This window comes from Sulfuriferula thiophila (genome assembly GCF_003864975.1).
Lineage (GTDB): Bacteria > Pseudomonadota > Gammaproteobacteria > Burkholderiales > Sulfuriferulaceae > Sulfuriferula > Sulfuriferula thiophila.
In genome coordinates this window covers 79090-103404 of sequence record NZ_BHGL01000007.1, presented here as the reverse complement: position 1 = coordinate 103404, position 24315 = coordinate 79090, and the positions used below count along the sequence as shown (strand labels likewise).

General features: G+C 52.2%; 16 protein-coding genes. 11 read left to right on the top strand and 5 right to left on the bottom strand.

Annotated features, from left to right (window positions below):
- The first annotated feature begins 24 nt into the window (after positions 1-24).
- Positions 25-1152: an HD domain-containing phosphohydrolase gene (locus tag EJE49_RS05255; protein WP_124949368.1), complete on the top strand. Its 1128-nt coding sequence runs from the start codon at positions 25-27 to the stop codon at positions 1150-1152.
- 86 nt (positions 1153-1238) lie between these two features.
- On the opposite strand, the gene EJE49_RS05250 is transcribed toward EJE49_RS05255, so the two are convergent.
- The 3 genes from EJE49_RS05250 to EJE49_RS05240 all read right to left on the bottom strand — a co-directional run bounded on the left by EJE49_RS05250 (position 1239) and on the right by EJE49_RS05240 (position 8052).
- Positions 1239-3362 (bottom strand): FAD-dependent oxidoreductase, encoded by a 2124-nt coding sequence (locus EJE49_RS05250; RefSeq protein ID WP_124949367.1) that lies wholly within the window; start codon positions 3360-3362, stop codon positions 1239-1241.
- A gap of 61 nt (positions 3363-3423) precedes the next feature.
- Positions 3424-5100, bottom strand: a complete 1677-nt coding sequence (locus EJE49_RS05245; RefSeq protein ID WP_124949366.1) for a diguanylate cyclase — start codon at positions 5098-5100, stop codon at positions 3424-3426.
- A gap of 72 nt (positions 5101-5172) precedes the next feature.
- Positions 5173-8052, bottom strand: a complete 2880-nt coding sequence (locus EJE49_RS05240; protein WP_124949365.1) for a CHASE domain-containing protein — start codon at positions 8050-8052, stop codon at positions 5173-5175.
- A gap of 364 nt (positions 8053-8416) precedes the next feature.
- Here EJE49_RS05240 and pgsA point away from each other — a divergent pair, with 364 nt between their 5' ends.
- The 3 genes from pgsA to def are packed head-to-tail and all read left to right on the top strand — an operon-like array spanning position 8417 to position 11430.
- Entirely contained in the window at positions 8417-8986 is a 570-nt protein-coding gene (pgsA, locus tag EJE49_RS05235) for a CDP-diacylglycerol--glycerol-3-phosphate 3-phosphatidyltransferase (RefSeq protein WP_124949364.1), read from the top strand.
- Between the two features lie 9 nt (positions 8987-8995).
- Complete coding sequence (locus EJE49_RS05230) at positions 8996-10888, top strand: potassium transporter Kup (protein ID WP_124949363.1); 1893 nt, start codon at positions 8996-8998, stop codon at positions 10886-10888.
- Between the two features lie 2 nt (positions 10889-10890).
- Complete coding sequence (def, locus tag EJE49_RS05225; RefSeq protein ID WP_124949362.1) at positions 10891-11430, top strand: peptide deformylase; 540 nt, start codon at positions 10891-10893, stop codon at positions 11428-11430.
- 15 nt (positions 11431-11445) lie between these two features.
- Here def and EJE49_RS05220 read toward each other — a convergent pair whose 3' ends face one another.
- Positions 11446-12273, bottom strand: coding sequence for a sulfurtransferase (locus EJE49_RS05220; protein ID WP_124949361.1), 828 nt, complete (start codon positions 12271-12273; stop codon positions 11446-11448).
- A gap of 117 nt (positions 12274-12390) precedes the next feature.
- Here EJE49_RS05220 and dnaE point away from each other — a divergent pair, with 117 nt between their 5' ends.
- The 5 genes from dnaE to EJE49_RS05195 all read left to right on the top strand — a co-directional run bounded on the left by dnaE (position 12391) and on the right by EJE49_RS05195 (position 21388).
- Complete coding sequence (gene dnaE, locus EJE49_RS05215; RefSeq protein WP_124949360.1) at positions 12391-15837, top strand: DNA polymerase III subunit alpha; 3447 nt, start codon at positions 12391-12393, stop codon at positions 15835-15837.
- 123 nt (positions 15838-15960) lie between these two features.
- On the top strand, positions 15961-17088 hold the full coding sequence (gene carA, locus EJE49_RS05210; protein WP_124949359.1) for a glutamine-hydrolyzing carbamoyl-phosphate synthase small subunit: 1128 nt from the start codon (positions 15961-15963) through the stop codon (positions 17086-17088).
- 138 nt (positions 17089-17226) lie between these two features.
- The gene (gene carB / locus EJE49_RS05205; protein ID WP_124949358.1) at positions 17227-20433 is read left to right on the top strand and encodes a carbamoyl-phosphate synthase large subunit; all 3207 of its coding nucleotides are present in this window, start codon (positions 17227-17229) and stop codon (positions 20431-20433) included.
- Positions 20434-20453: 20 nt separating this feature from the next.
- Complete coding sequence (greA, locus tag EJE49_RS05200; RefSeq protein WP_124949770.1) at positions 20454-20930, top strand: transcription elongation factor GreA; 477 nt, start codon at positions 20454-20456, stop codon at positions 20928-20930.
- A gap of 2 nt (positions 20931-20932) precedes the next feature.
- Entirely contained in the window at positions 20933-21388 is a 456-nt protein-coding gene (locus EJE49_RS05195; protein ID WP_124949357.1) for a DUF4149 domain-containing protein, read from the top strand.
- A gap of 1 nt (position 21389) precedes the next feature.
- Here EJE49_RS05195 and yhbY read toward each other — a convergent pair whose 3' ends face one another.
- Entirely contained in the window at positions 21390-21686 is a 297-nt protein-coding gene (gene yhbY / locus EJE49_RS05190; protein ID WP_124949356.1) for a ribosome assembly RNA-binding protein YhbY, read from the bottom strand.
- Between the two features lie 36 nt (positions 21687-21722).
- Here yhbY and EJE49_RS05185 point away from each other — a divergent pair, with 36 nt between their 5' ends.
- Positions 21723-22343 (top strand): RlmE family RNA methyltransferase, encoded by a 621-nt coding sequence (locus EJE49_RS05185; protein ID WP_124949355.1) that lies wholly within the window; start codon positions 21723-21725, stop codon positions 22341-22343.
- Positions 22344-22413: 70 nt separating this feature from the next.
- Positions 22414-24312: an ATP-dependent zinc metalloprotease FtsH gene (ftsH, locus tag EJE49_RS05180; protein WP_124949354.1), complete on the top strand. Its 1899-nt coding sequence runs from the start codon at positions 22414-22416 to the stop codon at positions 24310-24312.
- Positions 24313-24315: the final 3 nt, after the last annotated feature.

Below are 24315 nucleotides of genomic sequence, written 5' to 3'. Positions count from 1 at the left end.
TGCTCTGACCGAATGGGTGTGTTCATGTTTGAATATAACGATAGTCTTTCTGCACTGAATACCGACTCCCCGCTGCTGGAAAAGCTGCAAAGAATCCATGACACGCTGCTGGTTCATTTTGATGCAGTGAGTCGCATCGCTGTAGCCTTGTACGACCCCAAAACCGACCTGCTCAAGACCTTCATTCATAGCAGTGGCGGCGATCAGCCCCTCAGTCACTATCAGGCATTTCTGAGTGAGGCGCCATCCCTGATGGAAATTGTCAAAACCGGCAAACCCCGGGTGGTGAATGACATGACTGTCTTTGCGGGTGGTGAGCACGAACATACGCAAAAAATTGCCGTGCAGGGTTATGGCTCCAGCTATACCCTGCCGATGTACATGAGCGGGCACTTATTTGGCTTTGTATTTTTTGATTCCTACCAGAAAAATGCAATGACTGAAGAGTTGCTGCATTTTCTGGATGTGATCGGGCATCTGGTTTCGTTGATGGTGATGAATGAAATTGCTACCGTCAGGACGCTGGTGTCTACCGTTCAAGCCGCGCGCGATATGGCGCATTTGCGCGACACCGAAACCGGTGCACATCTGGATCGCATGTCGCATTTTTCTCGCATTATTGCGCGCGAACTGGCACCTGTGCATGGCTATAATGATGAATTTGTCGAGCATGTGTTCCTGTTTTCTCCGCTGCATGATATCGGCAAGATCGGTATCCCTGACAGTATCATGTTAAAAAACGGCAGGTTAACTGATGCCGAGTACGAAATCATGAAAACACATACCATTAAGGGTCGGCAGATTATCGATACTATCCTCAAGGGATTTGCTCTGGAGGGGTTCCAGCATATCGATATGCTCAGAAATATTGCTGAATTTCATCATGAAACGCTGGATGGTAAAGGTTACCCGCAGGGATTGTCTGGAGATGAAATCCCCATTGAAGCCAGAATTATTGCAGTTGCCGATGTGTTTGATGCGCTGACCAGTCGCCGGCCCTATAAAAAGGCCTGGAGTAACGAGGATGCGTTCCAGAATTTATTTGCCTTGGCGGATATCAAGCTGGACCGGCAGTGTATCGAAGCGCTGGTTAACAACCGTGCTGAAATCGTAGCGATACAGGCGCAATTCAAAGAAGAAGTTTTTGCATAGGGTCTACCCCGGAACGGTTTCGGTTAGCTGGCAAACATCCGTTCGCGCAGTTGACCTCCGCCCGGTATTTCTTGCTGGTCACTCAGTTAAGTCGTCGTTATATCATCCGATTTTTTTGAGCAATACGCTTCGCTGCTGGTTGATGAGAGGTAGACTCGTTCAAGCACAACCCCGGTTTTGTTGCACCATGCTTCCAGGTCACGAGGGAATGCGGGGTCACTGGCTTTGATGCAGATAGTCTGACCGGGCGCCAGTTCAGCAATTTTTTTGTGTAAGGTCAGGATTGGTCCCGGACATGTCATGCCTCGGGTGTCAAGGCTGGAGTGTTGCCAGACCATGCGCCGGTCGGTGCCGCTACGTTGAGGCGCAGCGCGGCGTTCATGCTCAGTTGTGGCTAATTGTGCCTGCTGCGTTCTTCGTTCCTGAGGTGTGCGTATGCGATTGCCGCGTCGACGCTCTTCAAAAAATACCGAGCTATGGACAGGCTGAGGTGATGTTCTGGCTGTTCCCGTGGTATCGGCTTCGTGCCAAAGCCGCCAGCCGGTAAATCCGCCCATCAGCGTGACTGCATCATAACCATGCAGCATCAGTGTGCGCTGTACGGTATGCGCTTTTGATCCGATCTGGCAGCATACGACGATGCATTTGTCCTTGGGCAGTTCATTGAGGCGCGTGCGTAATTGTTCGACCGGGATGTTGAGTGAGCCCGGGATATGGGCTGCAGCAAACTCATCCTGGCTGCGTACGTCCAGTACGAGCTGGTCGATATTGCCGACGACCCTTTCCGGTTGAATTACCTGTTTCGAGCCGCGCATGATGCCGCTGGCCATGCCACCTGCTTGATTAATGGCATCCTTGGGGCTGCCGAAATGGGGAGAGTAACACAGCTCGATATATTCCAGATCCTGCACGGCAAGCCCACCGGTAATGGCGGTGGCCAGCACGTCAATCCGTTTGTCGGCACCGTCTCCGATTGCCTGAGCTCCCAGGATTTTCCCCTCTTTGGGACAAAACAGGAGCTTGAGATACAGTGGCGCAACTCCCGGGAAGAATCCCACATGATTGGTGGTCGGGATAAACACCCGGCTATATGGCCGCTGCGCTTCTTTTAACAGTTTTTCACTGGCACCGGTCGAGGCGACGCTCTGGCCGAAGACATGCCAGGCGAAACTGGCCAGTGCACCGCGATAGGGAATCGGGTTGCCAAACATATGCGCAGCAGCGACTCGGGTCTGTCGACCTATGGGTACGGAAATCTGCACGGCTGTTGGTTTTCCGGTGATGACGCTGGGTGTCTCGATGAGATCCCCTACGGCATAAATGTCAGGGTCCGAGGTACGCATATATTCGTCGACGCTGACTGCGCCGCTGGCACCGGTAACCAATTCAGCAGCCTGAGCCAGGTTGTTGTTGGGGCGGATACCGGTTGCCAGGATCACCAGATCAGTGGCAAATTCATGGCCGTTGTTCAGCCGTACTCGGATACGCTCGCTGTCCTCGAAAAATCCTAGGGGGGCAGTACTCAGCAATAGCTGCACCCCGTCTGCTTGAATTGCCTGATGCAATAGTGTCGCCATGTCCTGATCCACATGGCGCATAACCTGATTGGCTTGATCGAGCAGGGTGACGGCCAGCCCGCGCTTGCGTAGCGCTTCGGCAGCTTGCAGACCTATGGTGCCGGCACCGACGACGGTTGCATGGGTAGCCGGTTTCGTACGTAATTGCTCAATAATGCCATCCATATCGGCAATGGTGCGCAGGCAGCGTACGCCAGCCAGGTTAATGCCCGGTAACGCAGTGGGGATGGCCGGTGTTGCACCGGTGGCGAGTAGCAGCTTGTCATAGCCAAGCTGGTAATGCATGTCAGACTTCAGATCATGTACATTAAGCGTTTTGGATATCCGGTTGATGGCGGTGACTTCATGGCGTAAGCGGATATCTGTACGGAAACGCTTGGCAAGGCTGGTGGCATCGGTAGACACCAGCGTGGCGCGGTCAGGCACTGTGCCGGCGAGATGATGTGTCAGGCCACATTTGACTGTGCCTACATACGGCCCCTTTTCCAGCAGGATGATCTCGGTGTCATCGGTATAGCGGCGTGCTTGAGACATGAATCCGTTGCCACCGCTATGCCCGCCGACAATCACAATTCTATGTGGGATTTTGTCATCAACTGCTATTCCGCCCGGCATGATGTTGCATCCTTTCATTTAAGTTGATGTGGCATTCATGCATTAAACACGACGTTGTGAACGTCATGCCGGTGCATTTTCATGGTTTGTCGGCGTGCGCTGCTGCCAACACGACACGGTTACGTCCCAGGGCTTTTGCTTCATACATCGCTTTGTCGGCGGCAATGCTGACTTCATCTGCACTGGCAAACGCAGGAAACTCGGCCAGTCCGCAGCTGAATGTAACGGTAAATTCGGTATCGTCCGAATACTGCACTATCTGTTCAAATGCCTTGCGAATATGCTCCATGGCGGCAGTTGCACTGACGCCATCGGTATCCCTTAATACCACAGCGAATTCTTCACCACCGTAGCGCCCGATAATATCGGTTTTGCGCAAGCGCTGCTGCAATAGCCGGGACAGGCTTTTGATGACCCGGTCTCCGGTAGCGTGGCCATAGGTATCATTAACCTTTTTAAAGAAATCGATATCTATCATCGCAAATACCAGTGAGGATTTTTGCCGCTGTGCGCGTAATACCTCGACATCCAGCTCTTCTTTGATTTTGGTATGGTTTAGCAAACCGGTCAGGCTGTCTCTCACCATAAATGTCCGTAATGTGCGATAACGCTCTACTCTGGACGTGACTGAGGAAATCAGGTGCGTTGCATCTATAGGCTTGGTCAGAAAATCATCCGCGCCGAACTGCTTGGCTTCGAGTTGGATATCAATGTCGGTTTCTGCAGACAGGAACACAATGGGAGTGCTGACGTAGACCTCTTGCTGGCGAATGATTCTGGCCAGTTCCAGCCCGCTGCAGCCCGGCATGTACATGTCCATCAGGATCAGCTCTGGTGTGAAATCGCTGATTGCGTCGAGCATGGTCATCGGATCGGTCACCACGCGGGTATCCATGCCCGCGGATTGCAATGTCAGCGCGTAAAAAGCGGCCAGGGACGTTGAATCATCTATGATTAAAACTTTGTAGGGATCAGGTGAAATGTCACTGGTCAGGCTATCAAGTTTGTCTATGAGCATGCCCATATCCACTGGCTTGGTGAAATAAGCCGCCGCTCCTGCGCGCACCGAAGTTAAACGTGAATTGATGTCACTGCGACTGGAGAGGAAAACAACCGGAATGCTGGCTTTGATTTCGTCAGCAAGAGCGGTTATCGCCAAGGGGCCAGACATGTCACTATCAGGAAAAACCACGTCCATGATGATAACGGCCGGGTGTGTTTCTGCGATGGTCGCATTTAGCGATGCCGTTTCGTGCAGTATTTTCACCGTATAGCCGAAATGGCCAAGCTGCAGCTCCAGATTGCGGGCCTGATCCAGATCGTCTTCCACCAGCAGGATAGTGCTGCTGCTTTGTTTCGTCGCTGCTTTGGCTTCCATTTCCAGTGTTATTTTGCTGGTTTTTTCCGGCCTTGCGGCATCCGGGTTTTCTGCAGCCAGAGTGACTTCGTGCCATTGCGCCTGAATCCGGTTGCTTAGTTCTGTACTGAGTCGCTCAGCGCTCTGCAGCTCATCCTTAAGTGTGAGCTCCAGCGTTTTAGCCGCCAGGCTGAGGGCGCTCATGCCAAATGTCGCCCCGGAACCTGTCAGGCTGTGCACAAGACGATGCAGGGTCTGCGTTGTTGTTGCGTCAAGTGTTTCTGCATGGCGCAGTGTTTCCCATAAAGCTGAAATTTCAGCAAGTTTGCCAGGGAGGCTGGTTTGATATTGTGCACGCATTGCACGTAGCGCTTCATTAATAGTGGAAGGTGTGCTCATTGCATATTCCCATTTCCTTTTGGTGCTTGTTTCAAGTCAGCAATGCCCGAAACAAACGCTTGCTGTGATCGGTCAGGTTTTGGTTATCAGTTTCGTGATGGCGCTTAGCAGTTCCTGATTGGTCGTACATGATTTGATGAGTACGGATGCTACCTGGCTAGCCTCTAGCCGGGTGACATTCGCACCTGAAAATAGCATAACCGGTGTTGTCGCATTCAGCTTCTGGAAGTGTGGCATCAGCGACAAGCCAGACCCATCCGGTAAGTTAATGTCCAGCACTATCAGGTCGTAATGTTGCTGCGCCAGTTTGGCAGCGGCTTGTTGAACTGAGCCGGCGTGGTCAAATTCGGCGATACCCCGTCCTATCGAACTCAAAATCTGTCGGACATCCGGGTCATCTTCCACATGCAGTATGCGTGGGAGGTGGTTGTCGTGCCGCAGTGTTATGACAGCATGTAGCTGCGTCAGTAAAAGTTCGCGATCAATCGGTTTGTCATGCCAGCCTACCAAGGCATAACTGCCATTGATCTCGGCACGTCCCTGTTCTGCCTTTGCTGATACCACCACAATAGGCAACTTGGCAGTTGCGGTGTTGGTGCGCAGTTCTTGAAGCAGTGAAAGGCCATCTTGATCGGGTAAGCCGATATCCAGAGTCATGGCGTCATAGTGGCTGGATTGCAGTAATTGTTTGGCCTGCTGCGCGTCATGAGCAATGTCGGTAATGAACCCGCCGTCGTTGAGCATAATGCTGAGCAGCTTGGCAATGTCATCATCATCTTCGCAAATTAATATACGCGGCAATTTATTTTGTAAAATGCCGGGTTCTGCGATCGGATGGGTTAAGCATATTCCCTTATCGCAATATTCAGGCAGTTCAATATAAAACACCGAGCCTGCACCGGCTTCGGAATCAAATCCGATAACCCCGTGCATTTTTTCCATAATGGCTTTGGTAATGCTGAGGCCCAGGCCGGTACCGCCTTTTTGGCGGGTGTCTGACGAGTCTGCTTGCGAGAATTTCTGGAAAATCTGGTTGCGGAATGCATCCGGTACGCCTGTCCCCTGATCTATTACCATCACTCTGATACCCAGCTTGCCGGGGGTCACAGCGATTTTTACCAGGCCGTTGGCTGGTGAGAATTTGGCGGCGTTGGAGAGCAGGTTGGCCATGACTTGCAGTAAGCGATCCTGATCAACTTGCACGTGTACGCCCGGCATGGTTTCGGTGATTTTGAACGTTACACCATAGGCCTCGCCATAGGCGCGATTGGCTTCTACTGCCTGTTCTATCAGCGGCATTAATGCATGCGGTCTCAGATCCAGCGTCATTATGCCGGATTCGATTTTCTCGATATCCAGTATGTCATTGATCAAACGTACCAGGCGTTCACTGTTTTTGTACGCGATGTCGATGAGTTCCTTGGCCTTAGCTGGTATCTCGCCGGTGACGCCTCCTGCAACCAGACCCAGTGAGCCACGGATGGAGGTGAGGGGGGTGCGCAACTCATGGCTGACGGTGGAGACAAATTCACTTTTTAATTTGTCGATTTTTTTGCGTTCGGTGATGTCGCGCACCATGCCGGTAAATTTACGCTGGCCGTCAGCATGCATTTCCCCGACTGACAGTTCCATCGGGAAGCTTGTGCCATCCTTATGCAGTCCGACCACTTCGCTTCCGCTGCCAATGATATGGGCTTCATCGTTGCGCAAATAGTGTGCGAGGTAGCCATCATGCTGGCTATGATGCAGTTCGGGCAAGAGCATGCTGATATTGTTGCCGATCATTTCTTCAGCCGGGTAGCCAAATATGTGTTGTGCTGCCAGGTTGCAAAATTCGATGAGGCCGGTTTCACTGATGACGATGATGCCGTCAGCTGCAGTATCTACAACAGAATGAAAGCGTTCTTCGTTTTCTCTGACAGTCACCGTCATGGCTTTTGCCAGTTCAAGCGCGCGTGCGCGGGTGTTTAACAGCGAGATGAGCAGTAAGGTCAGCAGGGTTGAGAGAGCAAGACCCGAAACGGCAACGATGTTGGGTGTATGCCGATCAACTTCCTGTTCAAAAACAGGCAGGGAGGAGAAGCGTAAAGTCCATGTGTGACCATTGATATCTATTTTCCGGGTGTCGGAAAACAGCGCCGTGTGGTGCGAATTATTGCTTTTGTACAACATGGCATCGTTAGTTATGTTGGTGCCATCGTAAATTTGTAGGGTTACGTCGGGTATGGCTTTGCCCAAAATTCCCTGCATCAGATCATTTATGCGAAACGGGCTGTAAACGAAGCCCATCAACGCGGTTTTGCGTTGTGCGACAGTGTCAGGCCGCGCGCCACGATAAACCGGCATATACATCAGAAAGCCATTCTGCACATCCTGCTTGGTTTCCTGCACCAGTTTTACTTTGCCTGAAACACTGGCTTTGCCAGTATCGCGAGCTATTTCCATGGCGGCACGCCGTGTTGGCTCAGAAAACATATCAAAACCAAAAGCGCGTTTGTTGCGCGCGTCGAATGGCTCCAGATAGATGATGCTGGTGTAAGCGGGACGTGTTCCAGCAGGCTTTACCGTGTAATCGGGGAAGCCCTCATGGCGGATTTGCGTTATGTGTGCAGCGAGTTCGGCGGATGGAATCCAAAGTGAAAATCCCATGCCCTGTATGCCGGGATAGTTTTCGTGAAGTTGTAGATTAGCTACATAATCATGCCATTCCTGCCGGCTGACATTGTGGGAGGCGGAAAATAAGCCGACTCCGCCACGCAAGACATGTTCGTAGGCCAGCATGCGATCCTGTATCGCTGTGTCGATTTGCGCGACTCTGGTATGGAAGCGCTCATTAGCCAGTTGCTCGGTGCCTTGGCTCGTATAGCGCCACGCAGAGAAGGTAATTGCTAGAGCGGTCAGAGCAAGTGCAGCCACAGCCAGTTTTGCAGAATAGTTGCTATTGTTGTTCATGACCGGTGCAGCCTCACATGATGGTTAACGGCTTTATTGTTAGCGTTCTTGTGTGTGTAACATAAGCTTTATGCACGATGCAATCAAGATACCACCATGATGTATCGATAAATATTTTAGTATTGCTGTTGCTATGAGTAGTGAAGTCGTGTCGACTATTCTGTTTATAGCATAGTGCCATAAATCCATGGAATGCAGGTATCGGTAATTTAAAGAGAATACTCTTTTGCGCAACAGTTGATTCTGGTCGTGGAGTGTTAGTCATGGTATGCAGTATCTCCGTTGTTGTTTTCCAGCACACTGCGTTAAGCAATCATGGCTTTCTGGGTTAAAATGCAGGCTTACTTCGTCTTTATTATTCATCATGCCGCTTAATGTACCGAATTTGTTGACTTGGCTGCGTATTTTGTTGATTCCGCTGGTGGTGGCAGTGTTTTATTTGCCGGATGGCTGGCTGGATGAGCATCAGGTAAACCTGCTGGCGGCAGTGATGTTTGCGGTAGCGGCAGTAACGGACTGGCTGGATGGCTATCTGGCGCGCATCCTCAATCAGACTTCGGCATTTGGTGCTTTTCTGGATCCGGTGGCAGACAAGCTGATGGTGGCTGCTGCGCTGATCGTGCTGGTGCAATTGGGGCGCGTGGATGCGCTGATTGCTTTGATCATTATCGGCCGTGAGATTACGATTTCAGCTTTACGGGAATGGATGGCCAGTATCGGTGCGCGTTCCAGTGTTGCGGTCTCCATGATAGGTAAATTTAAAACAGCCGCACAAATGATTGCGATTCTGTTGCTGCTGTTCCATGAATCATGGCTGGGAGTGGATATACAGCAACTGGGTACATGGCTGATCTGGTTGGCAGCTCTGCTGACTATATGGTCTATGGTGTATTATCTGCGCCGGGCTATCCCTGAAGTTATACGTCATCGTTAAGGAATTTATATGCAAGCAGCTCATTCAGCTGATGCTGTTCATAAACAAAGTCTGGCAGCATTGTCGGTTGCCGCAATTGGCGTGGTGTACGGTGATATTGGAACCAGTCCGCTTTATACCCTGAAAGAAGTATTCAGCCCTGCGCATGGCATCGCTACCAGTCATGAGAACGTACTGGGTATCCTGTCGCTGATCTTCTGGTCACTGCTGATCGTGGTGTCGCTGAAATACGTGGTGTTCATCATGCGTGCCGATAACCGTGGAGAAGGCGGAATTATGGCCTTGATCGCCTTGATGCAGCGGGTAGTGGGTACGGATTCGAAATTGCGCTGGCCGCTACTGATGCTGGGGCTGTTTGGCGGAGCGCTGTTTTTTGGTGACGGTATCATCACCCCGGCTATTTCGGTGCTGTCTGCAGTTGAAGGGCTGGAGATTGCCACACCGGCGTTAAAAGAATTTGTGATTCCTATTTCACTGGGGGTGCTGGGTGCGCTGTTTTTCATCCAGCGCAAAGGTACGGCGACTGTGGGTATCCTGTTCGGACCGATCATGATTGTGTGGTTCATTACACTGGCGATTCTGGGTGTGGTCAAAATCATAGCCTATCCTGCAGTATTGCAGGCGCTGAACCCGAGCTATGCATTTGAATTTTTTGCGGAACACCGTATGCATGGTTTCCTGGCGCTGGGTGCGGTGGTGCTGGCACTGACTGGTGCCGAGGCGTTGTATGCGGATATGGGCCATTTCGGCAAGCATCCGATCCGGGCGGCCTGGTTTCTGTTTGTGTTGCCGGCATTGCTGCTCAATTATTTCGGCCAGGGCGCGATGCTGATTCATGACCCCAGTACGGTCAGCAATCCGTTTTACAACATGGCACCAGACTGGGCGCTGTATCCTATGGTGGGGTTGGCGACGCTGGCGACGGTGATTGCGTCGCAGGCGGTGATTTCCGGGGTGTTTTCAGTCACACGCCAGGCTACGCAATTAGGCTTCATGCCGCGTATGGATATTGTGCATACTTCGGCGCGCGAAATCGGGCAGATTTATGTGCCGGTGATGAACTGGGCCATGCTGCTGGGTATTGTGGCGTTGATTCTGGGATTCCAGACGTCGAGTAATCTGGCCTCGGCCTATGGTATTGCCGTGACCGGTACCATGGCGATCGATACGATACTGGCCTTTGTAGTAGTGCGCGGTATGTGGAAATGGGGATGGCCGGCGACGTTGGTGGGTATGCTGTTTTTCCTGAGCGTGGATCTGGCCTTCTTCAGTGCGAATGCCATCAAAATTTTCCAGGGCGGCTGGTTTCCGTTGGCGATTGGTGTGCTGATGTTTACACTGATGACTACCTGGAAGCGTGGCCGGCAGATACTGGCCGAACGCCAGCAGGCTGGATCAATTGCCTTGCTGCCGTTTCTGGGTGGTATTGCCGCGCATCCGCCGATACGTGTCCCCGGTACGGCGGTATTCCTGACCACCAATCTGGACGGTGTGCCGCATGCGATGCTGCATAATCTGGTGCATAACAAAGTCATCCATGAAACCGTAATTTTGTTGACCGTGAAAACCCGGGATGTGCCGTGGGTGCCGGATGAAGAGCGAGTTGCAGTGGAGGCAGTAGGCAACGAGTTTTATCTGGTCACGGTGTTCTATGGCTTCAAGGATGAACCGGATATTCCGCTTGCGCTGGAGGGTGTGAAGATACACGAGCACGGTTTCAATATGCTGGAAACATCATTCTTCCTCAGTCGTGAAACCTTGATTGCGACCAAAGTGCCGGGTATGGCGTTGTGGCGTGAAAAACTGTTCGTCAGTATGGCACGCAACGGCAGTAGCGCGACTGCGTTTTTCCATATCCCGACTAATCGCGTGATCGAACTGGGTACCCAGGTAGAGCTATAAGCATGGCGATTCGCTCCACGTTAAAAATGGGTGAGCCGTTGTTGTTGCGGCAGGCATTGCCAGTGACGGAGTTTGATACGCCGGAGTTGCATGCGCTGGTAACAGATTTGCGCGATACCATGACTGCGCTCAACGGCGCTGGTCTGGCTGCGCCGCAAATCGGCGTCAGCCTGCAGGTGGTGATATTCAGTGTGGCGAATAACCCGCGTTATCCCGATGCTGAAGCGGTGCCGGAAACCGTACTGATCAATCCCACACTCACGGCGTTAACTGAGGAGCAGGACGAAGCCTGGGAGGGTTGTCTGTCCGTTCCGGGGATGCGCGGCCTGGTGCCGCGTTACACGCAGTTGCGCTATCAGGGCTTTGATCAGTTTGGTAACAGCATAGACCGTACCGTATCGGGCTTTCATGCCCGTGTGGTGCAACATGAGGTCGATCATCTGTGGGGTGTGCTCTACCCCATGCGGATTAAGGATTTGCGCTATTTCGGCTTTACCGAGGTGCTGTTTCCTGACCTCGGTGCCGCTGCTGCTGACGACTGAGTGCTGGGTCGATGGTCAGGCGGCAGCCTGTTTGCCTGCGCAATGCGGGCAGGAGATACCGACCACATAATCCGGTGACGTCTGTTCTGCCGGGGTAAGCACGGTACGGCAGGCAAAGCAGATATTGGTTTCCGTCGGCTTGAGGTCGCCATCCAGCGCAACGCGTTTATCAAACACGAAACATTCGCCGTCATAGTGGCTCGCGCCGCATTCTTCAAAATATTTCAGTATGCCACCCTGCAGTTGATACACCTGATTAAAGCCTTCGCCGGCCATGAAGGGGGCGGCCTTCTCGCAGCGTATGCCGCCGGTGCAGAAGGTGACAATCGGGATGTCGCGGTAGTCTTTGAGCTGTTCAGTTGCGGCAGCAAAATCACCAAAGGTATTGAGTTGCAGGTTAACTGCGTTTTTGAACGTGCCGACCTGGTATTCAAAGTCGTTGCGGGTATCCACGATGATGAATTCGCGCCCTTCGTCGTACCATTTTTTTAACTCGGCTGCCGGCAGTTGCGGTGCCGGATGTGCGGTGCGCTGAAAATCGGGCTGGTGGAAGGTGATGATTTCTTTTTTGAGTTTAACCAGCATGCGGTTGAACGGGATTTCATCCGACCAGCTGCGTTTGATTTCGATCCCGGCAAAGCGGGCGTCAGCGGTAAGCCAGTCGATAAAGGCTTCCAGTTCTGTGGCTTCACCTGCCAGGAACATGTTAATGCCTTCCGGTGTAAGCAGAATGGTGCCCTTGAGTTTATGGGCGGCGCTACGCTGGCGGAACTGCTCGCGCAATTCCGGGAGTTGCTCGAGTTCGACGAAACGATAGGCGGCGATGTTTAATATGCTGGACATGATGTGTGGCTGTAGCGATTTGATTAAACAGCATTATAGCGTATTGGCGGAGTGCTGAATGCGCTAAGCGTGGTTTCGGTAATGTTGGGGTCATGGTTTCTGGGGTAAAATGTCAGCATGTCTGCTCCCCAATTTATTCATCTGCGGCTCCATTCGGAGTATTCCATCACTGACGGTATCGTGCGTATTGACGACGCGGTAGCGCGTGCTGCTGGCGACGGCATGCCTGCGCTGGCGCTGACAGATTTGTCCAATCTGTTCGGGCTGGTCAAGTTCTATCAGGCCGCGCGCGGCAAAGGCGTTAAACCGATTATGGGTTGCGATGTCTGGGTCAGTAATGACCTGGAGCGAGACCGTCCGAGCCGGTTATTGCTGCTGGCGCAGAATCTTGCTGGCTATCGCACCCTGTCTGAATTGCTGACGCGAGCCTATCGGGAGAATCGTTCGCGTGGGCGAGCCGAGCTGCAGCCTGCATGGCTGGAAGAGATAAACACGGAAGGATTGATTGCCTTGTCCGGCGCACAGATGGGTGATGTCGGACAGGCTTTGCTGACCGGGAATGATGTTGCAGCTCGTGCCGCAGCCAGTCGTTGGGCGGCATTGTTTCCGCAACGCTACTATCTGGAAATACAGCGTACCGGTCTGGTAGACGCTGAGAATTGCCTGCAGCTGACTTTGCCGTTGGCGGCCGAGCTTGGGTTGCCAGTGGTAGCGACACATCCGATCCAGTTTCTGGATCGTGACGATTACAAAGCACACGAGGCGCGGGTATGTATTGCCGAAGGCGCCTTGCTCGGCGATCGGCGCCGGCAGCGGGTATTTACCGAAGAACAATATTTCAAATCTCAGGCAGAAATGGCGGAGTTGTTTGCCGATCTGCCGGAAGCGCTGGCCAATAGCGTGGAAATTGCCAAGCGCTGTTCGCTGAATCTTGAGCTGGGCAAAAGCAAACTGCCGCAGTTCCCCACCCCTGATGGCATGACCCTGGATGACTTTCTGCGCCAGCGCTCTGCCGAAGGTCTGGCAGCGCGCATGCAGGTGTTGTATCCCGATGCGGCGGAACGTGAGCGACGTTACCCGGAGTATCAGGAACGGCTGGAATTCGAGCTGGGCACGATTATCCAGATGGGTTTCCCTGGCTACTTCCTGATCGTGGCCGATTTTATTAACTGGGCCAAGCATAACGGCGTGCCGGTGGGGCCGGGGCGGGGTTCCGGTGCGGGTTCGCTGGTGGCGTACGTGCTGGGGATTACCGATCTGGATCCGCTGCCGTACGACCTGCTGTTCGAACGCTTCCTGAATCCTGAACGGGTATCCATGCCCGACTTTGACGTCGATTTCTGTCAGGACGGCCGTGAGCGCGTAATCAATTACGTCAAGGACAAATACGGACGTGAGGCGGTGTCGCAGATCGTGACCTTCGGCACGCTCGGTTCCAAATCGGTGATCCGCGACGTCGGCCGTGTGCTGGATCTGCCATATAACCTGTGCGACCAGTTATCCAAGATGATCCCGATCGAAGGGGTGAAGCCGGTGTCGTTGCGCAAGGCGCTGGAAATGGAGCCGCAGCTCAAAGAGCGTTACGACAATGAAGAAGATGTGCGCGAGCTGTTCGGGCTGGCGGAAAAACTCGAAGACCTGACCCGTAACGTCGGTATGCACGCCGGTGGTGTGCTCATTGCGCCGGGTAAGATTACCGATTTCTGTCCGATTTATCTGGCTGAGGGTTCGGACTCTGCGGTGTCGCAGTTCGACAAGGACGATGTGGAAAAAGCCGGGCTGGTGAAGTTCGACTTTCTGGGTCTGCGTACGCTTACCATTCTCGACTGGGCGATGCGTTACGTGGCGGCACTGTCCCCGGATGGCAAGGCGCCGTTCAGTCTGGAGACCTTGCCGCTCAATGATAGAGGCAGCTTTACGTTGCTCAAGTCGTGTAAAACCACAGCAGTATTCCAGCTGGAATCGCGCGGCATGAAAGACCTGATCCGGCGTTTGCAGCCGGACTGCTTTGAAGACGTAGTGGCGCTAGTTGCGCTGTTCCGTCCGGGGCCGCTGGAATCGGGGATGGTGGACGACTTTATCAACCGTAAGCATGGCAAGGCCAAGGTTGATTACATGCATCCGATGCTGGAAGGTACGCTGAAGCCGACTTACGGTGTCATCGTCTATCAGGAACAGGTGATGCAGATCGCGCAGATCATGGGCGGCTATACGCTGGGCTCTGCGGACTTGCTGCGGCGCGCGATGGGCAAGAAAAAGGCCGAGGAAATGGCCGAACACCGCGATATTTTCGTCAATGGCGCGGTGGTGAAAGGCGTGGATGCCAAGCAGGCGACTTATATTTTCGACCTGATGGAAAAGTTTGCCGGCTATGGTTTCAACAAGTCGCACTCTGCCGCTTATGCGCTGGTGGCTTATCATACGGCCTACCTGAAAGCCCATCATCCGGCGGCGTTCATGGCCGCGACCCTATCGGCGGATATGGATGATACCGACAAGGTCAAGAATTTTTATGAAGATACTCTGGCGAGCGGGCTGGAAGTGCTGCCGCCGGATATTAATCGTTCCGGCTATCGGTTTGCGCCGGAAAATGAGCGGCAGATCCGTTATGGTCTGGGTGCGGTTAAAGGCACTGGTGAAGCTGCGATCAACGCCATTGTGGCGGCGCGTGAGCAGGATGGCCCGTTTGTTGATCTGTTTGATCTGGCACGGCGGGTAGACAAGCGTAGCGTCAACCGGCGCACGCTGGAATCGCTGATCCGCGCGGGCGCATTTGACGGTGTTAATGATCATCGGGCTGCGCTGCTGGCATCGGTGGGTATGGCGCTGGAGCTGGCGGATCAGGCCGCGGCGTCAGTGAATCAGGGCGGTTTGTTCGATGATTTCGACAGCCATCCGGATACCCAGCCGGCATTGGTGGATGTGCCGCGCTGGCCGGAAAAGGACAAGCTGCTGCAGGAAAAGCTGGCGTTGGGGTTCTATTTCAGCGGTCATCCGTTTAATGCATACGCCAGTGAGCTGAAGGCACTGATCAAAACCCGTCTGGATAAACTCGCGCCTAACCCGCAGCCGGTATTGCTGGCCGGTATTATCGTATCTATGCGTACGCAGATGACACGGCGCGGCAAAATGGCGTTCGTGTTGCTGGATGATGGTCTGGCAACTGTGGAAGTGCCGATTTTTAACGAGGTGTTCGAGCGCCATCGGGATTGGCTTAAGGAAGACAGCTTGTTGCTGGTGGAAGGCAAAGTCAGCAAAGACGACTACTCGGGCGGCTTGCGTATCAATGTGGATAAACTGTTTGATGTAACCAGTGCGCGTACGCGTTATGCCAAATCGTTGCAGATAACAGCGGGCCCGACTTTGACGGTAAGTCAGTTGCAGGGCTGGTTGCGTCCGTATTGCAATGATGAAAGCGGTTGTCTGGTGCAATTGCGCTATCGCCTGGCGCAAGTGCAGACCGATATGGAGTTAGGGGCAAGCTGGCGGGTGATGCTGCATGATGACTTGTTGGCTACGCTGCAATCTGGTCTGGGTGCGGCAGCGGTCACGGTATGTTATTAGGCCAGGCCGAATGCAGATTGAACTTAGTGCCTTAATACGGTAAAATGCTGTAATTCTTGCAGAGGCGGGCGTGGTGTGAACCTTGCCCGCTTCTTTGTATAAGCCTCACACCGGAGTACTCCCTTGTCGCACGCTCAATCCGCTATTTTGGTGCTTGCTGATGGTTCAGTTTTTCGCGGTGTTGCCATCGGCGCGTTAGGTTCAACAGTTGGCGAGGTGGTATTTAATACTGCCATGTCGGGCTATCAGGAAATCCTGACTGACCCCTCATATTCTCGTCAGATCGTCACACTTACTTATCCTCATATTGGCAATACTGGCGTTAATCCAGAAGATGTCGAATCAACGCAAATACATGCCGCTGGCCTGGTAGTGCGCGATTTGCCATTGTTAGCAAGCAATTTCCGTTCGACCGAGTCGTTGTCAGATTACCTGATTGCGCAAAATAAAGTTGCAATCGCCGATATTGATACCCGTCGTTTAACCCGGTTGTTACGCGAAACTGGCGCGCAATCTGGTTGCATCATGGCGGGTGATGTGGATGATGCCGAAGCCTTACGTCTGGCCCGTGGTTTCCCTGGTCTGGCAGGTATGGATCTGGCAAAAGTGGTGTCAGCGAAATCGGCTTATACCTGGACCGAGGGTGAGTGGTGCCTGGGTAAAGGCTTTACTACGCCTACTGCAACGCCGTTCCATGTGGTTGCGTTTGACTATGGGGTGAAACGGAATATTCTGCGCATGCTGGCACAACGTGGTTGCAAAATCACTGTGTTGCCTGCACAAGCCAGTGCACAAGACGCGCTGGCGCTGAACCCGGATGGTATCTTCTTGTCCAATGGGCCGGGCGATCCAGAGCCATGCGATTATGCGATTACGGCTATCCGCGAACTGGTGGCAACCGGTATCCCTACGTTTGGTATCTGTCTGGGGCATCAATTGCTGGCGCTGGCTTCCGGTGCTAAAACCGTCAAAATGAAATTCGGTCATCATGGTGCAAACCATCCGGTGAAAGACATGGATACTGGACGCGTGGCGATTACCAGTCAGAACCATGGTTTCGCGGTGGATGCAGACACGTTGCCGGATAATATACGGGTGACGCATACGTCGCTGTTTGATGGTTCATTGCAGGGTATTGCGCGTACCGATGTGCCTGCGTTCAGTTTCCAGGGCCATCCGGAAGCAAGCCCGGGGCCGCATGATGTGGATTATCTGTTTGATCGCTTTATTGCGCTGATGCAAGCGCGCTAATCGTTTACTTTAAAAACCGGCGGCTGTATGCCGGTTTATTGTTGTTAGAAGATGTTTAGAGTTGGGGATGCCGGGCAGTATGTTGTTGTGCGGCAGTTCTGAAGTTTAAATGTGTTCGTTAATCTTGCCTAAAAAATTATGCCTAAGCGTACAGACCTACATAGCATACTGATTATCGGTGCCGGCCCTATTGTCATCGGCCAGGCATGCGAATTTGACTACTCCGGCGCACAGGCGTGTAAAGCCTTGCGCGAAGAGGGGTATAAAGTCATTCTGGTGAACTCCAACCCGGCGACAATCATGACTGACCCGGACATGGCCGATGTGACTTATATCGAGCCGATAACCTGGCAGGTGCTGGAAAAAATCATTGAAAAAGAGCGCCCTGATGCGTTATTGCCCACCATGGGCGGACAGACCGCGCTGAATTGCGCGCTGGACCTGGCCAAGCATGGTGTGCTGGAAAAATATCAGGTGGAAATGATCGGTGCGTCACGTGATGCCATCGACATGGCGGAAGACCGTGAGAAGTTCAAGCAGGCAATGACCCGTATCGGACTGGCTTCGCCGCGGTCGTCCATCGCACACAGCATGGAAGAAGCCCTGCAAGTGCAGGCAGTGATGGGTTTTCCGACTATTATTCGACCATCGTTCACGATGGGGGGTACGGGCGGCGGTATTGCCTACAACAAGGAAGAATTCACCGAGATTTGCGAGCGCGGTCTGGAAGCATCGCCTACGCATGAACTGCTGATTGAAGAATCGCTGATCGGCTGGAAAGAGTACGAAATGGAAGTGGTGCGTGACCGCAAGGATAACTGCATCATTGTTTGTTCCATTGAGAACCTTGACCCTATGGGCGTGCATACCGGCGACTCGATCACCGTAGCGCCGTCACAAACCCTGACTGACCGCGAATATCAGATATTGCGCAATGCATCGATAGCCGTGCTGCGTGAGATTGGTGTCGAGACGGGCGGTTCCAACGTGCAGTTCGGTATTAATCCGGCTGACGGGCGCATGGTGGTGATCGAGATGAATCCGCGTGTATCGCGCTCTTCGGCACTGGCATCGAAAGCCACGGGCTTCCCGATTGCCAAAATCGCCGCTAAGCTGGCAATCGGCTATACGCTGGATGAGCTGAAAAACGACATTACCGGTGGCGCTACTCCGGCTTCGTTTGAGCCGAGTATCGATTATGTAGTGACCAAGATTCCTCGTTTTGCGTTTGAAAAATTCCCGCAAGCGAATGACCGCCTGACCACGCAAATGAAATCGGTGGGCGAGGTGATGGCGATCGGCCGTACTTTCCGCGAATCCTTGCAAAAAGCGTTGCGTGGTCTGGAGACCGGCATGGATGGTCTTAATCCGCTGACCAGCGATCGTGATGTGATCGAGGCTGAAATCGGCAATCCCGGCCCTGAGCGTCTGTGGTACGTAGCAGATGCCTTCCGTATCGGGATGAGCATGGAAGAGATTTTTGAGTTTACCAAAATCGATCCATGGTTTCTGGTGCAGATTCAGGCGTTAATGGCAGACGAAGCCAGTCTGCAAGGCCGTCAATTGGCGGATATCGATGCGGCAGAATTGCGTCGTTTGAAGCGCAACGGTTTTGCTGATCGCCGGCTGTCCAGCCTGCTGGGCTGTGACAAGCATGCAGTGCGTGCGCGCCGCTGGGATCTGGGTATCCATCCGGTGTACAAGCGGGTCGATACCTGTGCCGCCGAGTTTGCGACACATACTGCGTATATGTATTCAACGTATGAAGAAGAATGCGAGTCACATCCGACCGATCGTAAAAAAATCATGGTGCTGGGTGGCGGGCCTAACCGTATCGGTCAGGGTATTGAGTTTGATTACTGCTGTGTGCATGCGGCGTTGGCGATGCGTGAAGATGGTTACGAAACCATCATGGTCAATTGTAATCCGGAGACTGTCTCTACTGACTACGACACTTCCGACCGTTTGTATTTTGAATCGTTGACGCTGGAAGATGTGCTGGAAATTGTACGTATCGAGAAGCCGGTAGGCGTGATCGTGCAGTATGGCGGACAAACACCGTTGAAGCTCGCGCGGGACCTGGAAGCCTTTGGTGCGCCTATCATCGGTACAACGCCAGATATGATTGACTGTGCAGAAGATCGTGAGCGTTTTCAGCAGATGCTGATGGGCCTGGGTCTGAAGCAGCCGCCTAACCGTACAGCGCGTTCTGCTGAAGAAGCCATCCGCCTTGCGGCAGAGATCGGCTACCCATTGGTGGTGCGGCCTTCCTATGTACTGGGTGGGCGCGCGATGGAAATTGTACGCGAAGAGCAGGATTTACAGCGTTATATGCGCGAAGCGGTTAAAGTCTCCAATGATTCGCCAGTCTTGCTGGATCGCTTCTTGAATGATGCGATCGAGATCGACGTGGATGCTGTTTCCGATGGCGTTGATGTCGTTATCGGCGGCATTATGGAACATATTGAACAGGCTGGCGTGCACTCTGGCGATTCGGCGTGTTCATTACCGCCATACAGTTTAACACCTGCAGTACAGGATGAAATCCGCCGGCAAACAGTGGCCATGGCGCGTGCTTTAAATGTAGTCGGACTGATGAACGTGCAGTTTGCCCTGCAAGGCGAAACGGTTTATGTGCTTGAGGTCAATCCGCGTGCATCACGTACCGTGCCGTTTGTATCCAAGGCTACGGGTGTGCCGCTGGCTAAGGTTGCTGCACGCTGCATGGCGGGCATGAGCTTAAAGGCGCAGGGAGTTACCAAAGAAATCGTGCCGCCGTATTTTTCGGTGAAGGAAGCGGTATTCCCGTTCGCCAAGTTCCAGGGTGTCGATACGTTACTTGGTCCTGAGATGAAATCTACCGGTGAAGTGATGGGCGTAGGTAAGACATTTGCGGAAGCGTTTGTAAAGTCGCAATTGGCAGCCAGCGTTAAATTGCCTAAAGGTGGTCATGCGTTTATCAGTGTGCGCAATGCAGATAAAGAAAAAATAGTCGAGATTGGCGCGCAATTGGTTGCACTGGGTTTCGTATTGCACGCGACGCGCGGTACCGCCGCTGCATTGAGTGCAGGCGGACTGGCTGTGACCATCGTGAATAAAGTTGCAGAAGGTCGTCCGCATATTGTGGATATGATCAAAAATAATGAAATCAGTTTTATCGTTAATGTGGTCGATGATAAGCGGGCGGTGCGTGATTCAGTAGAGATACGCCGTGCTGCGCTGGCACAACGTGTCACTTATTACACTACGCTAGCAGGTGCGCGCGCTGCGTGTATCGGTATGCAGGCGATGAGCGAACTGAAAGTGTACGATTTACAAGGATTACATGGGCAGTTGACTGCCTGAGGAAAAGCAACATGAATATGATGACAAAAACACCGGTGACAGTTAAAGGTGCGCAAATGATGCGCGAGGAACTGCATAATCTGAAAACCGTAGAGCGTCCTTCTGTAATTACGGCTATCGCTGAAGCGCGTGCGCAAGGTGATCTGTCGGAAAATGCCGAATATGACGCCGCGAAAGAGAAGCAAGGATTTATCGAAGGCAGAATTGCTGATCTGGAAGGTAAATTGTCTTCAGCGCAAATTATCAATCCTGCTGAGGTGGAAGCAGAAGGCCGGATTGTATTCGGCGCTACTGTAGAATTGGAAGAGCTGGAAAGCGGCGAAACCGTCACTTATCAGATTGTTGGCGACGATGAGGCTGATATTAAACAGTCAAAAATCTCAATCAGTTCGCCGATAGCTCGCGCACTGATTGGTAAATACGCCGGCGATACTGCTGATGTGCAGGCGCCGGGTGGTGTGCGTCAGTATGAAGTACTGGATGTGAAATATATCTGATCATGCCGAGATTTCCTGACGCGCTGGCGAAAATAGCGCTTACCTTATGGGTAGGTGGTTTGTGGGCTATCGGATATATAGCCGCGCCCGTGTTGTTTACCCAGTTAGCAGATAAACAGCTGGCAGGTAATCTTGCCGGTGGCATGTTTACCGTAATTGCCTACGTTGGCATGGTCTGCGGCGTGTATTTGCTGCTGCATCGATTGGTACAGTTCGGTGGAGCGGCACTCAAGCAGGCTTTTTTCTGGACTGCATTGGTGATGTTGTTACTAACGCTGGGTATCCATTTCGGTATACAGCCTATAATGGAAAGCTTGAAAGAACAGGCCATGCCCAAGGCGGTCATGCAAAGTATGTTTAGCGACCGTTTTGCGCATTGGCATGGTGTGTCCAGTATTGTTTACTTGATTGAAAGCTTGCTGGGCCTGGTATTGCTGTTCAAGCAGTCAGGCAAATAAATTATTTAGGTAAAGTAAGTTTTGGTTTTTCGCCAGGGCGGTACACCAGCAGTAATTTCCCTATGTGTTGCACAGGCGCGGCATTGAGATCGGCACAGATTCGATCTAACATGGCGATACGTGCATCACGATCATCACCCAGTACGCGAATTTTAATCAGTTCATGGGCTTTTAAACTAAGATCAATTTCACGCATGACCGCTTCGGATAACCCGGCATCACCTATCATGACGACAGGGTGGAGCTGGTGAGCCAGGGAGCGCAGATGGCGGCGTTGAACAGCATTGAGAGTGGTCATGAGTTTTGTCCTTTAACTAAACCGTTATTTTAGCCGATGAAGCCAAGTAGAACCAGCAAAGCATGGATGCGAGAGCATTTGAATGACCCTTACGTGAAATTGGCGAAGGCGAAAGGATATCGATCGCGCGCAGCATTTAAGCTGGAAGAGATCAATGAGCGCGATCATTTAATCCGTCCTGGTACGCTTTTGGTCGATTTAGGGGCAACTCCTGGTGGTTGGTCGCAGTTGGCAGTGCGTCAGGGTGCCCAGGTTATCGCGCTGGATATACTGGAGATGGATCCTATTGCCGGTGTGACATTTATTCAGGGTGATTTTACCGAAGATGTGACGTTAGAGAAGCTGGCTCAAGTCGTAAATAATCGGCAAGTAGACCTTGTAATATCGGATATGGCACCCAATATGAGTGGTGTAGCAAGTGTTGATCAGGCACGAAGCATGTATTTATGCGAGTTGGCGCTGGAGTTTGCTTGTGGGCATTTGAAACCAAATGGTCAGTTTCTTGTCAAAGTTTTTCAGGGCGAGGGGTATCAAGAGTATTTCCAGCTGCTGCGTGCCACCTTTGAACAAGTACTTAACCGCAAGCCGAAAGCATCGAGAGATCGTAGTAGTGAGGTGTATCTGCTTTGTAAAAATCTACGCAAAGCGGTTACATAGCCACTAAATTAGAGTTAGAATCAAAAATCGTCGCTAAAATATCTATATATGCTCAAATGGAGCTTGATTAATGAATAATATGTTCAAAAATATTGCTATCTGGTTAGTGGTAGCGTTGGTGCTGATGACGGTATTTAACCAGTTCAGCAGTCGTCAGGTTGCGCAAACCCAAATGGATTACTCTCAATTTATTGAGGAAGTAAAACAAGGTCAGATTGCCAAGGTCGTGATTGAAAACCACGTCATCAAAGGCGCTAAGAATGACGGTAAGCGCTTTAGCACTTATGCGCCATCAGATCCATGGATGGTTTCTGACTTGCTCAAAAATGGCGTGGCAGTTGAAGCCAAGCCAGAAGAGGAACCTTCGTTCCTGATGAGTATCTTCATTTCCTGGTTCCCTATGCTGCTGTTAATCGGCGTATGGGTATTCTTCATGCGTCAAATGCAGGGCGGTGGCAAAGGCGGAGCATTCTCCTTTGGCAAAAGCAAAGCGCGCATGCTGGATGAATCTACTAATCAAATTACATTTGCCGATGTTGCTGGTTGCGACGAAGCAAAAGAAGAAGTGTCCGAACTGGTTGATTTTCTGCGTGATCCATCCAAGTTCCAGAAACTGGGTGGCAGAGTGCCACGTGGTGTTCTGATGGCGGGCAGCCCGGGTACAGGTAAAACCTTGCTGGCAAAAGCCATCGCAGGTGAAGCTAAAGTACCGTTTTTCAGTATTGCCGGTTCTGATTTTGTCGAAATGTTTGTCGGTGTAGGTGCCGCGCGTGTGCGTGATATGTTTGACCAGGCGAAGAAAAATGCGCCTTGCATTATCTTTATCGATGAAATTGATGCGGTTGGTCGGCAACGTGGCGCGGGTATGGGCGGCGGTAACGATGAACGTGAGCAGACATTGAATCAGCTACTGGTAGAGATGGACGGTTTTGAAGGTTCAGCGGGTGTGATTGTGATTGCTGCAACTAACCGGCCTGACGTGCTGGATCCTGCTTTGCTGCGTCCAGGTCGTTTTGACCGTCAAGTAGTGGTTCCGTTACCGGATATACGTGGTCGTGAACAGATTTTGCTGGTGCATATGCGCAAGATTCCGAGTGCGCCTGATGTGCGTGCCGACATTCTGGCTCGTGGAACGCCTGGCTTTTCAGGTGCTGATCTGGCGAACCTGGTCAATGAAGCTGCGCTGTTCGCGGCACGGAGTAATAAGCGTGTGGTGGAAATGGACGACTTCGAGCGTGCCAAAGACAAAATCATGATGGGTGCTGAACGTAAGAATATGGTGATGCCGGAAGAAGAGCGGCGTAATACCGCATATCATGAGTCTGGCCATGCTGTAGTTGCTTACTTGCTGGATAAGACTGATCCTGTGCATAAAGTGACGATTATTCCACGTGGACGTGCATTGGGCTTGACCATGCAACTGCCAACGGAAGACCGTTACAGCATGGACAGAGCGCAACTTTTGCAGAATATTTCCGTGCTGTTTGGTGGTCGTATTGCTGAGGAGGTGTTCATGAATCATATGACCACCGGCGCTTCCAATGACTTTGAGCGTGCCACAGAGATGGCGCGGCGCATGGTTACCCAATGGGGTATGTCACCAGCGTTAGGCCCTATGGTTTATGGGGAAAATGAGGGTGAGGTATTTTTGGGTCGTAGCGTGACGACGCATAAGAATGTGTCTGAAGCAACGATGCAGAAAGTCGACATGGAAATTCGTCGTATCATCGATGAACAATATGCATTGGCACGGAAAATTCTGGAAGATAATCGTGACAAAGTAGAGGCGATGACCAAGGCATTGCTTGAGTGGGAAACTATCGACGCCAACCAGATTAAAGATATCATGGACGGTTTGCCTCCACGGGAACCCAAACCGGTATCGACTGGTTCACCAACGCCACCACCGCAAGATGGTGCGCCGACCGTGAAGCCAGCGCCCACCGTTACGCCAGCAGCAGAAGCGTAAAGC

What these genes read in the sequence shown, in the direction of transcription:
- EJE49_RS05255 (WP_124949368.1), top strand. Translation starts at nt 25, where the DNA reads ATGTTTGAATATAACGATAGTCTTTCTGCACTGAATACCGACTCCCCG.
- EJE49_RS05250 (WP_124949367.1), bottom strand. Translation starts at nt 3,362, where the DNA reads ATGAAAGGATGCAACATCATGCCGGGCGGAATAGCAGTTGATGACAAA.
- EJE49_RS05245 (WP_124949366.1), bottom strand. Translation starts at nt 5,100, where the DNA reads ATGAGCACACCTTCCACTATTAATGAAGCGCTACGTGCAATGCGTGCA.
- EJE49_RS05240 (WP_124949365.1), bottom strand. Translation starts at nt 8,052, where the DNA reads ATGAACAACAATAGCAACTATTCTGCAAAACTGGCTGTGGCTGCACTT.
- pgsA (WP_124949364.1), top strand. Translation starts at nt 8,417, where the DNA reads ATGCCGCTTAATGTACCGAATTTGTTGACTTGGCTGCGTATTTTGTTG.
- EJE49_RS05230 (WP_124949363.1), top strand. Translation starts at nt 8,996, where the DNA reads ATGCAAGCAGCTCATTCAGCTGATGCTGTTCATAAACAAAGTCTGGCA.
- def (WP_124949362.1), top strand. Translation starts at nt 10,891, where the DNA reads ATGGCGATTCGCTCCACGTTAAAAATGGGTGAGCCGTTGTTGTTGCGG.
- EJE49_RS05220 (WP_124949361.1), bottom strand. Translation starts at nt 12,273, where the DNA reads ATGTCCAGCATATTAAACATCGCCGCCTATCGTTTCGTCGAACTCGAG.
- dnaE (WP_124949360.1), top strand. Translation starts at nt 12,391, where the DNA reads ATGTCTGCTCCCCAATTTATTCATCTGCGGCTCCATTCGGAGTATTCC.
- carB (WP_124949358.1), top strand. Translation starts at nt 17,227, where the DNA reads ATGCCTAAGCGTACAGACCTACATAGCATACTGATTATCGGTGCCGGC.
- greA (WP_124949770.1), top strand. Translation starts at nt 20,454, where the DNA reads ATGACAAAAACACCGGTGACAGTTAAAGGTGCGCAAATGATGCGCGAG.
- EJE49_RS05195 (WP_124949357.1), top strand. Translation starts at nt 20,933, where the DNA reads ATGCCGAGATTTCCTGACGCGCTGGCGAAAATAGCGCTTACCTTATGG.
- yhbY (WP_124949356.1), bottom strand. Translation starts at nt 21,686, where the DNA reads ATGACCACTCTCAATGCTGTTCAACGCCGCCATCTGCGCTCCCTGGCT.
- EJE49_RS05185 (WP_124949355.1), top strand. Translation starts at nt 21,723, where the DNA reads ATGAAGCCAAGTAGAACCAGCAAAGCATGGATGCGAGAGCATTTGAAT.
- ftsH (WP_124949354.1), top strand. Translation starts at nt 22,414, where the DNA reads ATGAATAATATGTTCAAAAATATTGCTATCTGGTTAGTGGTAGCGTTG.